11 protein-coding genes and 1 pseudogene are annotated in these 13,231 nt (G+C 71.3%); 3 read left to right on the forward strand and 9 right to left on the reverse strand.

Going from position 1 to position 13,231, the window contains the following annotated elements; all coding sequences use genetic code 11:
• Positions 1–110: 110 nt before the first annotated feature.
• A complete protein-coding gene (locus QRX60_RS20065) occupies positions 111–2,444 on the forward strand; it encodes a GH92 family glycosyl hydrolase (protein ID WP_286002291.1) in 2,334 nt (777 codons plus the stop codon).
• On the opposite strand, the gene QRX60_RS20070 is transcribed toward QRX60_RS20065, so the two are convergent.
• The 5 genes and pseudogenes from QRX60_RS20070 to QRX60_RS20090 form a co-directional block, all read right to left on the reverse strand.
• A complete protein-coding gene (locus QRX60_RS20070; protein WP_286002292.1) occupies positions 2,441–4,528 on the reverse strand; it encodes an MMPL family transporter in 2,088 nt (695 codons plus the stop codon). The two genes, QRX60_RS20065 and QRX60_RS20070, sit on opposite strands and share 4 nt — an antisense overlap.
• 113 nt (positions 4,529–4,641) lie before the next feature.
• Positions 4,642–5,310, reverse strand: coding sequence for a response regulator (locus tag QRX60_RS20075; RefSeq protein ID WP_286002293.1), 669 nt, complete (start codon positions 5,308–5,310; stop codon positions 4,642–4,644).
• Between the two features lie 7 nt (positions 5,311–5,317).
• Entirely contained in the window at positions 5,318–6,385 is a 1,068-nt protein-coding gene (locus QRX60_RS20080; RefSeq protein WP_286002294.1) for a sensor histidine kinase, read from the reverse strand.
• Between the two features lie 9 nt (positions 6,386–6,394).
• Positions 6,395–6,667 carry an MBL fold metallo-hydrolase gene (locus QRX60_RS20085; RefSeq protein ID WP_286002295.1) on the reverse strand — a complete coding sequence of 91 codons (273 nt, stop codon included), beginning with the start codon at positions 6,665–6,667 and terminating at the stop codon, positions 6,395–6,397.
• 211 nt (positions 6,668–6,878) lie between these two features.
• A pseudogene (locus tag QRX60_RS20090) lies at positions 6,879–6,992 on the reverse strand (MBL fold metallo-hydrolase); the annotation flags it as partial.
• Positions 6,993–7,166: 174 nt separating this feature from the next.
• Between QRX60_RS20090 and QRX60_RS20095 the strand changes: the two are divergent.
• A complete protein-coding gene (locus tag QRX60_RS20095; protein WP_286002296.1) occupies positions 7,167–7,607 on the forward strand; it encodes a DUF3761 domain-containing protein in 441 nt (146 codons plus the stop codon).
• An 85-nt stretch (positions 7,608–7,692) separates the two neighbouring features.
• The gene (locus QRX60_RS20100) at positions 7,693–9,108 is read left to right on the forward strand and encodes an MFS transporter (RefSeq protein ID WP_286002297.1); all 1,416 of its coding nucleotides are present in this window, start codon (positions 7,693–7,695) and stop codon (positions 9,106–9,108) included.
• Here QRX60_RS20100 and QRX60_RS20105 read toward each other — a convergent pair.
• The 4 genes from QRX60_RS20105 to QRX60_RS20120 all read right to left on the reverse strand — a co-directional run bounded on the left by QRX60_RS20105 (position 9,105) and on the right by QRX60_RS20120 (position 13,231).
• Complete coding sequence (locus QRX60_RS20105; protein ID WP_286002298.1) at positions 9,105–9,905, reverse strand: SAM-dependent methyltransferase; 801 nt, start codon at positions 9,903–9,905, stop codon at positions 9,105–9,107. The genes QRX60_RS20100 and QRX60_RS20105 overlap by 4 nt on opposite strands.
• A gap of 86 nt (positions 9,906–9,991) precedes the next feature.
• Positions 9,992–10,795 (reverse strand): SAM-dependent methyltransferase, encoded by an 804-nt coding sequence (locus QRX60_RS20110; protein ID WP_286002299.1) that lies wholly within the window; start codon positions 10,793–10,795, stop codon positions 9,992–9,994.
• 35 nt (positions 10,796–10,830) lie between these two features.
• Positions 10,831–11,631, reverse strand: coding sequence for an SAM-dependent methyltransferase (locus QRX60_RS20115; RefSeq protein WP_286002300.1), 801 nt, complete (start codon positions 11,629–11,631; stop codon positions 10,831–10,833).
• Positions 11,632–11,677: 46 nt separating this feature from the next.
• Positions 11,678–13,231 carry an acetolactate synthase large subunit gene (locus tag QRX60_RS20120; RefSeq protein ID WP_286003651.1) on the reverse strand — a complete coding sequence of 518 codons (1,554 nt, stop codon included), beginning with the start codon at positions 13,229–13,231 and terminating at the stop codon, positions 11,678–11,680.

Raw genomic sequence — 13,231 nt, forward strand, 5'->3', positions numbered from 1 at the left:
CGCCGGGTGCTCGACCGTACACCGGTCAAGGACCGGACAAGATCGGCGATGACAGTGACTTGTCGCCTTCCGTTGGCCTCATCGACGCCGGACTCGGCTACGGTCCGCCCATGCGCCGTCCCGTCACGGTGGCACTGGCCGCCGCCCTGTTCGCCTCCGCGCTGACAACGATGTCAGCCGCCGCCGACCTGAGCCCCGTCGACTTCGTCGATCCGCTGATCGGCTCGGCCGGGGACGGCAACACCTACCCCGGGGCCACTGCGCCCTTCGGGATGCTCGCCTGGAGCCCGACCAGCACCCGCGGCGACCAGACCTCGACCGGCGCCGCCAACGGCTACCAGTACGACACCACCCGGATCCGCGGCTTCGCCCTCACCCACGTCAACGGCGCCGGCTGCAACCCGGGCGCCGCGGGGGACGTGCCGATCCTGCCCTTCGCCGGGGACGTCACCTCCTCGCCGACCGCCGACACCACCGACGCCGTCTACGCGAGCAACTTCAGCCACGCCGACGAAGCCGCGACGCCGGGACGGTACCGTCTCGGCCTGTCCAACGCCGTGACGACCGACTTCGCGGCCACCGAGCGGACCGCGATCGGCACGCTGACCTATCCGCAGGGCAAGCCCGCCAGCCTGCTCTTCCGGACGTCGAACTCCCTCAACGGCAGCGAGGACGCCGAGACCCACATCGACGCGGCGAACCGGCGCGTCACCGGGTCCGTGCTCACCGGTGCGTTCTGCGGCCGCCGCGCGAACGGCGGGGTCAACAACCGCAAGTCCTACTACCGCCTGTACTTCACCGCGCAGTTCGACCAGCCCGTCACCGGCACCGGTACGTGGAAGGACGCGACGCTCCAGCCCGGCGGCACCGACCAGACCGGCGGCGAGGGTTACGCGACCGGCAAGGACCGCGCCGGACGCGGCTCCGGCGGCTACGTCACCTTCGCACCGGGCAGCAAGGTCACCATGCGGCTCGGAATCTCCTACGTCTCCCTCGAAGGCGCCGAACGCAACCTGCGCGCGGAGCAACCGAGCAAGTCCACCGTGGACGGGATCGCTCAGAAGACCAGGAAAGCCTGGAACACCGAGCTGAACCGGATCGGCGTCCAAGGTGGCACCGCCGGCCAGCGCATCGTCTTCACCACCGCGCTCTACCACAGCCTGCAGCAGCCGAACCTCGTCAGCGACGTCGACGGCCAGTACCTCGGGATGGATCAAAAGCCGCACCGCGTCGAACGCGGGCAGGACGCGCAGTACTCCAACTTCTCCGGCTGGGACCAGTACCGCGCGCAGATCCAGCTGCTGGCGCTGCTCGAACCGCGCGTCGCCGGGAACTTCGCGCAGTCGCTCTACAACTACGCGAAGCAGAACGACGGCGTCTGGGACCGCTGGGTGCACGTCAACGGCGCGACGCACGTCATGACCGGCGACCCGTCGGCGGCGACGATCGCGACGTTCTACGCCATGGGCGTGCGCAACTTCGACTACCGCGGCGCGTTCGACTCGCTGTACAAGCAGGCGACGGTTCCGCGCCCCGAGGGTCTGCAGGACGGTGGCTGTCCCGGCCAGTGCGTCGGCCAGCGGCCCAATCTCGCGCAGTACCTGACGTCCCACTACGCGCCCAACGACGTCTGCCACTGCTGGGGCGGCGCCGCCGAGACGCTCGAAGACGCCGTCGCCGACTCTGCAATCGGACATTTCGCAGAGCTGCTCGGCCGCACTCGCGAGGCTGCGGAGCTGCAAGCCCGGGGTTCGTACTGGCGGAACGTCTTCAACCCGGCCACCGGCTACACGCAGGCCCGCAACGTCGACGGCAGCTGGGTGACACCGTTCGACCCGGCGAGCGACCGCGGGTTCGCCCAGGGCAGCGCGGCCGCCTACACCTGGATGGTCCCGCAGGACGTCTCCGGCCTCGCCGACGCGATGGGCGGCAAGACGGCCGCGGTCACCCGCCTCGACGGCTTCTTCCACGACGCCAACGGGAACTGGCAGCTCAAGGGCGGCGGGCCGCTCAAGTACGACCCGACCAACGAGCCCGACATCCACGCGCCGTGGCTGTACAACGAGCTCGGGCAGCCGTGGAAGACGCAGGAAACCGTGCGGCAGCTGGTGAACTCCGTCTACACGACCGGGCCGTCCGGGCTGCCCGGCAACGACGACCTCGGCACGATGTCCGCCTGGTACGTCTTCGCCGCGCTCGGCATCTACCCGCGGACGCCGGGCTCGGGCGAACTGCTGCTGTCGAGCCCGCTGTTCCCGGGGGCCGTGATCCGGCCGGAGGGCGGCGCGCCGATCCGGATCACGACGTCGGGCAGCGGGAAGTACGTCCAGGACGTCCGCCGCGGGACCAGGCTGCAACGCGACTGGAAGGTCGATGCCTCCTTCCTGCACGGCGGCAGCCTGGACTTCCGCCTGTCGGAGACACCGACCACCTGGGGGAGTTAGGGCTCCAGCGCGAGGTGCGGCAGGCGGCGGTCCAGCCACCGCGGCAGCCACCACGCCCGTTCTCCGAGCAGCCGCATGATCGCCGGGACGAGCAGGCAGCGGATCACCAGTGCGTCCAGCAGTACCGCCACCGCCAGGCCGAGGCCGAACTGCGCGAGCATCCGCGACGGGTCGAGGAGGAACGCGCCGAACACCAGCACCATGATCGCGCCGGCCGCGGTGATCACGCGGCCGGTCGAAGCGAGGCCTTCGCGTACCGCGAGCCGCGCGTCGCCGGTGCGCCGCCACTCCTCGTGCATGCGCGACACCAGGAACACCTCGTAGTCCATCGACAGCCCGAACACGATCGCGAAGATCATCACCGGCACGAACGCCTCGATCGGGCCGGGTTGCGCGCCGAGCCGGCCGTCGCCGAACACGAGCGTCATCACGCCGAGCGAGGCGCCGATGCTCAGCAGGTTCAGCAGCGCCGCCTTGAGCGGGATCAGGATCGACCGGAACACGGCCATCAGCAGCAACGCGGACAGTCCGACGACGACCAGCACGAACAGCGGCAGCCGGCCCGCGACGGCGTCGGCGAAGTCCGTCGCGGCCGCCACCGAGCCGCCGACCAGGTAGTGGCCGGGAAGTACCGGCAGGACGTCGGTCCGCAGGTGCGTCACCAGCTCGGCCGTCGCCGCGTCCTGGGGTGACGTCGTCGGGAAGACGAGCACGGTCGGGCCCATCGGCGGCAGCGCGCGGGCGATCCCCGGCGTCGACGCGAGCCGTTGCTGCAGCGCGACGGGGTCGCCGTCTTCGGTCACGACCGCGAGCGGCCCGTTGAAGCCCGGCCCGAAGCCTTCGGCCATGAGGTCGTAGGCCTGCCGCGTCGTCGACCCGGCCGGGTCGGTGCCCGCGTCGGCGAACCCGAGCCGCATGCCCGCGTCGGCGAACCCGAGCCGCATGCCCGCGGCGGGGATGGACAGCCCGATGAGGAGGGCCAGCCCGATCGCGAGCGGCACCACCGGGCGGCGCTGGACGCCGTCGGCGAGCCGTCGCCACATCCTGCCGTGGTCGCGTTTCGCGGCGTGGCGGCGGATGCCGCGGTCGAGCCGCTTGCCGAACAGCGACAGCAGGGCGGGCAGCAGCGTCACCGACGCGAGCATGGTCATCAGGACGGTGAGCGCGACGGCCAGCGCCACCCCGCGCAGCCCACCCAGCCCGAGTGCGAGCAGGCCGAGCAAGGCGATGATCACCGTCGTCCCGGCGAACAGCACCGAACGACCGGCGGTGTCCAGCGCCCGCCGGGCGGCCGCGTCGCGGTCGTGGCCGGCGAGGATCTCACTTCGGTAGCGGGAGAAGATCAGCAACGCGTAGTCGACGCCGACGCCGAACCCGACCAGCATCATCAGCGGCGAGGTGTAGCTCGCGATGCCGACGTAGCGCGAGACGACCGTGATCACATCCAGCGTGCTGCCGACGGCGAACACCGCGGTGATCACCGGCAGCCCGGCCGCGAGCAGCGAACGGAACAGGAACACGAGGATGACCAGCGCGGCCAGCAGCCCGACGCCTTCGGCGGGACCGCCGCCATCGGAGACGCGCTTCACCGGATCGCCGGCGAGCGCGACCTCGAGGGGCCCTGCCTGCTTCGCGGTGTCGACGAACTTCACGATGTCGTCGTAGGGAAGGTCGGTCGACGCGGCGTCGAAGGCCACGGTGGCGTAGCCGATCCGGCCGTCCCGCGACAGTGTCGCCGGGCTGTCGAACGGGCTGGTCACCGACCGCACGTGCGGCTGCAATCGGACATTTCCCAGAGTGTTTTCGACCGCGGCACGCTGGGGGGTAAGCCCGCCGTCGGCCTTGAAGACGATCTGCGCGCTCGCGCCGGACTGCGCGGTCGTCTTCAGCAGGTCGACCACCTGCTGGGACTCCGTGCCGGGCAGCGAGTTGTCGTCGTGGAACGCGCTCCCGGTGAGGCGGGAGGTGAACGTGACGCCGATGAGGACCAGCGCCCAGAGTGCGACGGCGAGCCACCGGTGGCGCTGCGCCCAGCCGGCCAGGTGCGCCAGCCGTCCCCCGGTGGTGCGAGTGATGGTGTCCATGGGGGACAAGGATTCGCGAGAGCGGCGCTACTCCGCGTCGCGCACGGGAGGACACTTCGCGTGCTCCCGGCGGGGTCCCTTAAGGCGTTTCCCGTACACCCCGGGGAGTACGGCTAGGGGGTGAGCCACCGCGGCGTCACCGCGCCGGACTCGTAGGCGAGGACGACGAGCTGCGCCCGGTCGTGCATGCCGGTCTTGGTCATGATGCGGCTGACGTGCGTCTTCGCCGTCGCGGGGCTGAGCGTCAGCTCGCGCGCGATCTCGTCGTTCGACAGGCCCGCCGCGACCAGGGAAAGCACCTCGCGCTCGCGGTCGGTGAGCCGGTCCAGCGCCGGAGCCGGGCCCGGGCGCGTGACACGCGAGGCGAACTCCGAGATCAGCCGCCGGGTGATCGACGGCGCCAGCAGCGCGTCGCCGCGGGCGACCACGCGCACGGCGTGGATCAGCTCTTCGGGCTCGGTATCCTTGACCAGGAACCCGCTCGCGCCCGCGCGCAGGGCGCCGTAGACGTCTTCGTCGAGGTCGAACGTCGTGAGGATGACGACCTTCGTGCCTCCGAGCGCCGGGTCTTCGAGGAGGTGCCGGGTCGCGGCGAGGCCGTCGAGCACCGGCATCCGGATGTCCATCAGCACGACGTCCGGGTGGTGGTCGTGCGCGGCCTGCAGGGCTTCGCGGCCGTCGGCGGCCTCCGCGACGACGTCGATGTCGGCCTCGCCGTCCAAAATGGACCGGAAACCGGCGCGGACCAGCCGCTGGTCGTCGACGAGCAGGACCCGGATCATCGGCCCATCATCGCACCGGCAGCCGGGCGCGCACCCGGTAGCCGCCGCCTTCGCGCGGCGCCGCGGTCAGTTCCCCGCCGAGCGCCCGCGCGCGTTCGGCCATGCCGCGGATCCCGGTGCCCGGCGGGGCGTCGCCGCCGCGGCCGTCGTCGTCGACCTGCACGGACAGCGCGTCGGCGCCGTAGCCGAGCCGGACGACGACGGTCTTCGCGGCGGCGTGCTTGGCGATGTTCGTCAGCGCCTCCTGCACCACGCGGAACGCGGCGTGCTCGACGTCCGGCGGCAGGTCCCGGGCGACGCCGTCGATCTCGGTGCGCACGGTCAGCCCGGACGCGCCGGCCGACTCGGCCAGCTCCGCGACCCGGGACAGGCTCGGCTGGTCAGCCTGGCGGAGCGTGCCGAGCGTCGCGCGCAACTCCTGGAGTGCGGTCCTGCTGGCGTCCTTGATGGTGCCGAGGGCCTCCTCGGCCTGCGCGGGGTCACGGCGGTGCAGCGCGGCGCCGGCCTGGACGTTGATCAGCGCGAGGTGGTGGCCGAGGACGTCGTGCAGCTCGCGGGCGATGCGCAGGCGCTCGTCGGTGGCGCGCGCCCGGGCCTCGGCCTCCTTGGTGCGCTCGGCCTCGGCGCGGTAGTGCGCGACGGCGCCCCCGGCGACGAGCGCGACGAACCAGCCGGTCATCAGGAAGAACGCGAAGTTGTCGACGTGCCGGCCGGTCCGCGAGGCGACTTCCCCGGCGGCGACACCCGCCATCGCGACGACGACGAGCAGCGCGGCCCCGCGGATCCGTCCGGCCGCGGCGGCGTTGTAGAGGGTGTAGGCGAAGGCCAGCAGGACGAGGCCGTCAGGATCGGTGAGCGGGTAGTAGAGGGCGCAGCAGAGAAGCGTGAACCCGGCGACGCTCAGCGGGTACTTCCGGCGGAAGAAGACCGCGGCGCAGCCGAGGACGGTGAGGACCCAGCCGAGGGCGGCGTGATGGGCGGGCTTCGCCCCGTCGTTGAGCACGGCGAACAGTGACCCGACGAGCACCGCGACGGTGATCGTCAGTTCGGGCGCCCAACGCCGTAACCAGGCCATACGCCGAGTCTAGGCGGCCGCGCGCAGTTTCTTCCCGGCGTCGTGGGTGAACGGGTCGGTGTGGCCGAAGCACGCGATCTCGACGTCGAGCGCGGCCAGCCGGCGGAAGGATGCGAGCAGCTTCTCGCGGTCGGTGTTGAAGACGCCGGGCACGGCCTTGCCGTCGATCTGCGCGACCGCGTCGCCGGTGAAGAGGACGCCGTGTTCCGGCAGGTGGACGGCGATGCTGCCGTCGGTGTGGCCGGGGATCGCGAGGATGGTCGCTCCGCCGCCGAAGCCCACGATGTCGCCGTCGCCGACCTCGCGGTCGACGGCGCACGGGCGGCCCGGTCAGCCCGCCCGCCTGCGGGCTGTTCTGGTCGAAGAGCGGGCGTTCCCAGTCGAGCAGGACCGGTGGCGCGGGCGGCTGCTCGCCGCGGATGACCGGGGCGTCGGCGCGGTGGGCGATGATCTCGACGCCGCGGCCACGGAGTTCAGCGGCACCCCCGGCGTGGTCGGCGTGGAAGTGCGTCAGGACGACCCGGCGCAGCTCCCCGGGATCACGCCCGATGGCGCGGATCGCGGCGTCGGTGTCGGGCGCGGACCCGGCGATCCCGGCGTCGACCATGCTCAGGCCGTCGTCGTCCTGCCAGAGGTAGGCCTGGCCGAAGGCGTAGCGGACCAGGTGCAGGACGGGATTTGCTCACAGCGTAATCGCTGCTCGCGGACGGAATTTCGTTTGTAACAAAGGCTTTCGGCGCACCGACCAGGCGGCATTGATTCGTGTTGCTAAGGAGTCTCGGTGAACAAGAAACTGGGGTGGATCCTGGCCGCGGGCCTGCTGGTCGCGGGCTGTGGCACCGGCGCGGTGCCGCCGAAGGACGCCGGGAACGTCGGCCTTCTCGAAACGCCGGTATCGACGTATTCGACGCCCGCGTATTCCGTTCCGGTCACGACCGAAACGCCACCCACGACTTCCGAAGCGCCGGTCGTCACGACCACCCCGCAGGCGCCGAAGACGACCGCGGCGAAGCCCAAGGCGGCCCGGACCACCACGCAGGCCGCGGCGAAGCCCGCCGAATGCGGAGCCGACTACTACCGCAACTCGGACGGCAACTGCGTCCACCGCCCCAGCGACAACCCGTCCGGTGCGACTGCGATCTGCAAGGACGGCTCCTACAGCTACAGCCAGCACCGCTCCGGCACCTGCTCCGGCCACGGCGGGGTCCGCACCTGGCTGTGACGAATCCCCGATCGGTCCGAAACCAGCCATCCGGTGGGTACAGTGCATCAAGTTGCATGATGCGTACTAACTACACACCGGGGGTGTGCTGGTGTCCCGTCCCGGGCGGTCCGGTCGCGCGATCATCGTGGTGCTCGCTTCGTGCGGGCTGGTCGCGTCGTTCATGCAGACGCTGGTCGTGCCGCTCATCCCGGTGTTCCCGCGGCTGCTGAACGCCCCGGCCGCCGACGCCTCCTGGGTCGTCACCGTGACGCTGCTGGCGGCGTCCGTCATCACCCCGGTCAGTGGCCGGCTCGGCGACCTCTACGGCAAGCGGCGGATGATTCTGGTCAGCCTCGCGCTGCTCATCGCCGGCTCGGTCGTGTCAGCGACGACGAGCGCGCTCGCGTTCCAAATCCTCGGCCGCGGGCTGCAGGGCTGCGCGATGGGCGTCATCCCGCTCGGCATCAGCATCATGCGCGACGAGCTCCCGCCCGAACGCATCGGCGGCGCGATCTCGCTGATGAGCGCGACGCTCGGGGTGGGCGGCGCGATCGGGCTGCCGGTCGCGGCCGTCGTCGCCGAGAACGCCGACTGGCACGTCCTCTTCTGGATGGCCGCCGCGCTCGGGCTCGCCTGCGCGACGCTGATCCTGACCGTCGTGCCGGAGTCGCCGCTGCGCACACCCGCGCCGTTCGACTTCTTCGGCGCGTTCGGGCTCGCGGCCGGCCTGCTCTGCCTGCTGCTGCCGGTCGTCAAGGGCGCCACCTGGGGCTGGACGAGCCTGCCGACACTCGGGCTGGCCGCGGCGGCCGTCGTCGTCCTGGCCGGCTGGGGTGCCTACCAGCTGCGACGGCGTGACCCGCTGGTCGACCTGCGGGTGTCCGCCCGCCGCCCGGTGCTGTTCACGAACCTGGCGTCGATCATGGTCGGCTTCGCGCTGTACGCCATGGCGTTGTCGTTCCCGCAGCTGCTTCAGGCCCCGGCGTCGACCGGCTACGGGCTGGGCCAGACGATGGTCGAATCCGGTCTCACGCTGGCCCCGAACGGCCTGGTGATGATGCTGCTCTCGCCGGTTTCGGCGCGGCTCATCGCCCGGTTCGGCCCCCGCCCGACGCTGATGAGCGGCGCGCTCGTGATCGCCGTCGGGTACCTGTTCGCGATCGTGCTGATGGACAACGCGCTCGAGCTGATCACGGCGTCGGTGATCATCGGCGCCGGCGTCGGGATCGCCTACGCGGCGATGCCGGCCTTGATCATGGGCTCGGTGCCGGTCACCGAAACGGCGTCCGCGAACGGCCTGAACTCCCTGATGCGCTCGGTCGGCACGGCGATTTCGAGCGCGGTGATGGCGGCGATGCTGGCCCAGCTGACGATCAGCGTGGGCGGCCTGAGCGTGCCGTCCCTGTTCGGCTTCCGGGCGACGTTCGCCGTGGCGGCGTTCGCCGCGCTGGCGGGCGTGCTGCTGGCGGCGCTGGTGCCGAAGACGCGGGTGGCGCCGGAGCTGGTCGGCGTCGCCTAGTTCTTGCGCGCCACCAGGGCCAGGCCGCCGCACTCGGCCGGGTTCGCCGGCACGGCCTCTTCGGGGCGCCACTCCGGGATGAAGACGATGCCCGGGTCGAGGATCTCGAAGCCGTCCACGAGGGCGCGCAGCTCGTCGGCCGTGCGGGGCGTCACCGGGTTGGCGCTCTTCTGGTACATCGCGACCGCGCGGGCGGTGCCGTCGCTCTGTTGCTCGGGGGTGGCCGACGACATCGCCAGGTAGCTGCCCGGCGCGAGCGCGTCGCGGTAGGCGGCGATCAGCCGGGCCGGGTCGCGCTCGTCCGGGATGAAGTGCACGAACAGCGCCATCACGACCATCACCGGCTGGTCGAGGTCGAGCATCATCTCGGTGGTCTCGTGCTCGAGGACGTCGTCCGGGAACTCGGCGTCGGCGTGCACCATCACCGCGTTCTCGTTGTCTTCCAGCACGATCTCGCTGTGTGCCACGGCGACGGGCTCGTTGTCGACGTAGACGACGCGCGCGGTCGGGTCGATCGCGTGCGCGACTTCGTGGACGTGCCCGACGGTCGGCATGCCCGAGCCGATGTCGAGGAACTGCCGGATGCCGTTGTCCATCCCGAACCGGATGGCCCGGCGCAGCCACTGCCGGTTCAGCTGGGCACGCTCCCGTGCGTTCGGCTGGGCGGCCAGCACCTGGTCGGCGAACATCCGGTCGACCGCGTAGTTGAGCCGGCCACCGAGGATGTAGTCGTACACGCGCGCGGGGTTCGGCTTGTCGAGGTCGATGCCGCGCCGCGCGTACTCGTCTTCACTCATGGCCGCTCCAGGATCCGGTGTGACGGCGAGGATAGCCGGACACGCAGAGCAGCGGATCCGGCACGGCGGTGAATCGCGCCCACGGGTCAGTTCTTGCGCGCCACCAGGGCGAGCTGGCTCGCCAGCTCAGGGTGATCACCCACCTCGGCGGGGTCGTCCGGCCGCCACTCGGGCGTGAACACGATCCCCGGCGGCACGATCTCGAAACCACCCACCAACGCCCGCAGCTCGTCCTTCGAACGGGCCACCACGTCCGTGCCGCTCTTCTGGTACATCTCCGCCGCGCGGCGGACCTCCTCGCCCTGGCCCTCGAACGTGCCCGACGACAACGCCAGGTAGCTGCCCGGCGCGAGCACGTCCCGATAGGCGGCGATCAGGCCGGCCGGGTCCCGCGAGTCCGGGACGAAGTGGATGAACGCCGCCATGATCACCATCACCGGCCGGCTGAAGTCCAGCAGCCGCTCGGTCGTCGGGTGCTCCAGGACGTCCGCCGGGACCTCGGCGTCCGCCTGCACCATCACCGCGTTGTCGTTGTCCTTCAGCACGATCTCGCTGTGCGCGACGGCGACCGGCTCGTTGTCGACGTAGACCACCCGTGACGCCGGGTCGATCGCCTGGACGACCTCGTGCACGTGCCCGACCGTCGGCATGCCCGAGCCGATGTCCAGGAACTGGCGGATCCCCTGCTCGGCGCCGAAGCGGACCGCCCGGCGCAGCCAGCGCCGGTTCAGCAGGGCCAGCTCCCGGGACTCCGGCCGCACCGCCAGGATCTTCTCGGCGAACATCCGGTCGATGGCGTAGTTCAGCTGGCCGCCGATCAGGTAGTCGTACACGCGTGCCGCGTTCGGCTTGTCGAAGTCGATCCCGCGCTTCGCGTGTTCGTCGGTCATCTCCGCTCCTCGCCGTCCGGGTGTCGCGAGAACAGTCAGTCCTTGCGGGCGACGAGCGCCAGCCCGCCCGACTGCTCCGGCGGGTCCTCGAGCGGCTCGTCCGGCCGCCATTCGGGCGTGAACACGACGCCCGGCGGCAGGATCTCGAACCCCTTCACCAGCGCCCGCAGCTCGTCGGGCGACCGCAGCGTCAGGGGCGTACCGCTCTTCTCGTACAGCGAGACCGAGCGCTGGGTCTCCTCGCCCTGCCCCTCCCACGTTCCCGACGACAGCGCGAGGTAGCTGCCCGGCGCGAGGACGTCGCGGTAGGTGGCGATCAGGCCGGCCGGGTCCCGCGAGTCCGGGATGAAGTGCACGAATGCCGCCATGATCACCATGACCGGCTCGCTGAAGTCGATCATCGCCTCGGTGGTCGGATGCTCCAGCACCTCGTCCGGGTACTCGGCGTCGGCCTGGACCATCGCCGCGTTGTCGTTGCCCTCCAGCACGATCTCGCTGTGCGCGACCGCGATCGGCTCGTTGTCGACGTACACCACCCGCGACTCCGGGTCGATCGACTGGACGACCTCGTGCACGTGCCCGACCGTCGGCATCCCCGAGCCGATGTCGAGGAACTGCCGGACGCCCTGCTCCGCCGCGAACCGCGCGGCACGGCGCAGCCATGCCCGGTTGACCACCGCCATGTGCCGTGCGTTCGGGAGGACGCCCAGGATCTGGTCGGCGAACATCCGGTCGACGGCGTAGTTCAGCTTGCCGCCGATCATGTAGTCGTACACGCGTGCCGCGTTCGGTCTTTCGAGGTCGATGCCCCGCTTCGCGTGTTCGTCTTCGCTCATCAGCCGCTCCCGGGTCGAGGGTGTGCCGGGAGAATAGTCCGGTTGGCTACAGCAGTGGCGGCACCACGGCGTCGATGAGGTGCGGACCCGGTTCGGCGAACGCCCGCTGCAGTTGCTCGGCCAGCTCTTCGGCGGTCGTGGCGCGCGTCGCAGGCACACCCATGCCCTCCGCGATCTTCACGAAGTCCATGTCCGGCCGCGAGAGGTCCAGCAGGTCGTTCGCCTTCGGGCCGCCCGACGCCGCGCCGACGCGCTGCAGCTCCATCCGCAGGATCGCGTAGGCGCGGTTGTTGAGCAGCACGGTCGTGACGTTCAGGTTCTCCCGCGCCTGCGTCCACAGCGCCGAGATCGTGTACAGCGCGCTGCCGTCCGATTGCAGGTTCAGGACGGGACGGCCCCGTCCCGCCACTGCTGCGCCGGTGGCCACGGGCATGCCGTAGCCGATCGCGCCGCCGGTGAGTGTCAGCACGTCGTGGCGCGGAGCGCCGGCTGTCGCGGTCGGCAGCAGCAGGCCGGACGTGTTGGCCTCGTCGGCGATGATCGCGTTCTCCGGCAGCAGCGCGCCGATGACGTCGACCCAGTTCTGCGGGGTCAGCGGACCGCTCGGCAGCGCGGGCCGGGACGGCTGCTGCAGCACCGGCTCGGTGTCGGCGGCGACGAGGTCCGCGACCTCGTTCAGCGCGCGCGTGACGTCCTGGCCGACGGCCGCAAGCGTGTGCACCTGGGCGCCTTCGGGCACCAGGTCGCTCGGCTTGCCCGGGTACGCGAAGAACGACACCGGCGCTTTCGTGCCCGCGACAACGAGGTGCTTGATCCCGTCGAGCTGGTACGTCACCTGCTCGGCGAGGTAGCCGAGCCGCTCGATCGTCGGCAGGCCCGCACCGCGCTCGAGACGGGACGGGAACGTCTCGACGAAAACCTTCGCGCCCGTCGCGGCGCCGATCCGGCTCGCCGCGCGCAGACCTTCCTCGCGGCACGCGATCCCGCCGATGAGCAACGCCACCGGCTCGTCGCCGCCGAACACCGCGGCGACATTCTTGACGGTGGTCGCGTCGACAGCCTGCGGCACGCGCGGCGGGACCGGCGCGCACGTCTCGCCGCCTTCGCCCCACGAAGCGTCGGCGGGCAGGATCAGCGTCGCGACGCGGCCGGGCGCGTCCTGCGCGGCGGCGACCGCGGCGGCGGCGTCCGCCCCGACGTCCTTGGTGTGCTCGGAGCGGCGTACCCAGCCTTCCAGCGAGCCGGCGACGGCCTCGATGTCCGACTCCAGCGGCGCGTCGTACTGCTTGTGGTAGGTCGCGTGGTCGCCGACGACGTTGACGATCGGCGTGTGTGCGCGCCGCGCGTTGTGCAGGTTCGCCAGGCCGTTGCCCAAACCGGGGCCGAGGTGCAGCAGCGTCGCGGCGGGCTTGCCGGCGATCCGCGCGTACCCGTCGGCGGCACCGGTGACGACGCCCTCGAACAGCGCGAGCACGCCCCGCATCTCCGGGACGGTGTCGAGCGCGGCGACGAAGTGCATCTCCGACGTGCCGGGGTTCGCGAAGCACACCTCGACACCGGCGTCGACCAGCGTGCGGATCAGGGACTGGGCGCCGTTCAT

Origin of the sequence: Amycolatopsis mongoliensis, from assembly GCF_030285665.1 — a bacterium.
Taxonomy (GTDB): Bacteria; Actinomycetota; Actinomycetes; order Mycobacteriales; family Pseudonocardiaceae; genus Amycolatopsis; species Amycolatopsis mongoliensis.

What these genes read in the sequence shown, in the direction of transcription:
- QRX60_RS20065 (WP_286002291.1), top strand. Translation starts at nt 111, where the DNA reads ATGCGCCGTCCCGTCACGGTGGCACTGGCCGCCGCCCTGTTCGCCTCC.
- QRX60_RS20070 (WP_286002292.1), bottom strand. Translation starts at nt 4,528, where the DNA reads ATGGACACCATCACTCGCACCACCGGGGGACGGCTGGCGCACCTGGCC.
- QRX60_RS20075 (WP_286002293.1), bottom strand. Translation starts at nt 5,310, where the DNA reads ATGATCCGGGTCCTGCTCGTCGACGACCAGCGGCTGGTCCGCGCCGGT.
- QRX60_RS20080 (WP_286002294.1), bottom strand. Translation starts at nt 6,385, where the DNA reads ATGGCCTGGTTACGGCGTTGGGCGCCCGAACTGACGATCACCGTCGCG.
- QRX60_RS20105 (WP_286002298.1), bottom strand. Translation starts at nt 9,905, where the DNA reads ATGAGTGAAGACGAGTACGCGCGGCGCGGCATCGACCTCGACAAGCCG.
- QRX60_RS20110 (WP_286002299.1), bottom strand. Translation starts at nt 10,795, where the DNA reads ATGACCGACGAACACGCGAAGCGCGGGATCGACTTCGACAAGCCGAAC.
- QRX60_RS20115 (WP_286002300.1), bottom strand. Translation starts at nt 11,631, where the DNA reads ATGAGCGAAGACGAACACGCGAAGCGGGGCATCGACCTCGAAAGACCG.
- QRX60_RS20120 (WP_286003651.1), bottom strand. Translation starts at nt 13,231, where the DNA reads ATGAACGGCGCCCAGTCCCTGATCCGCACGCTGGTCGACGCCGGTGTC.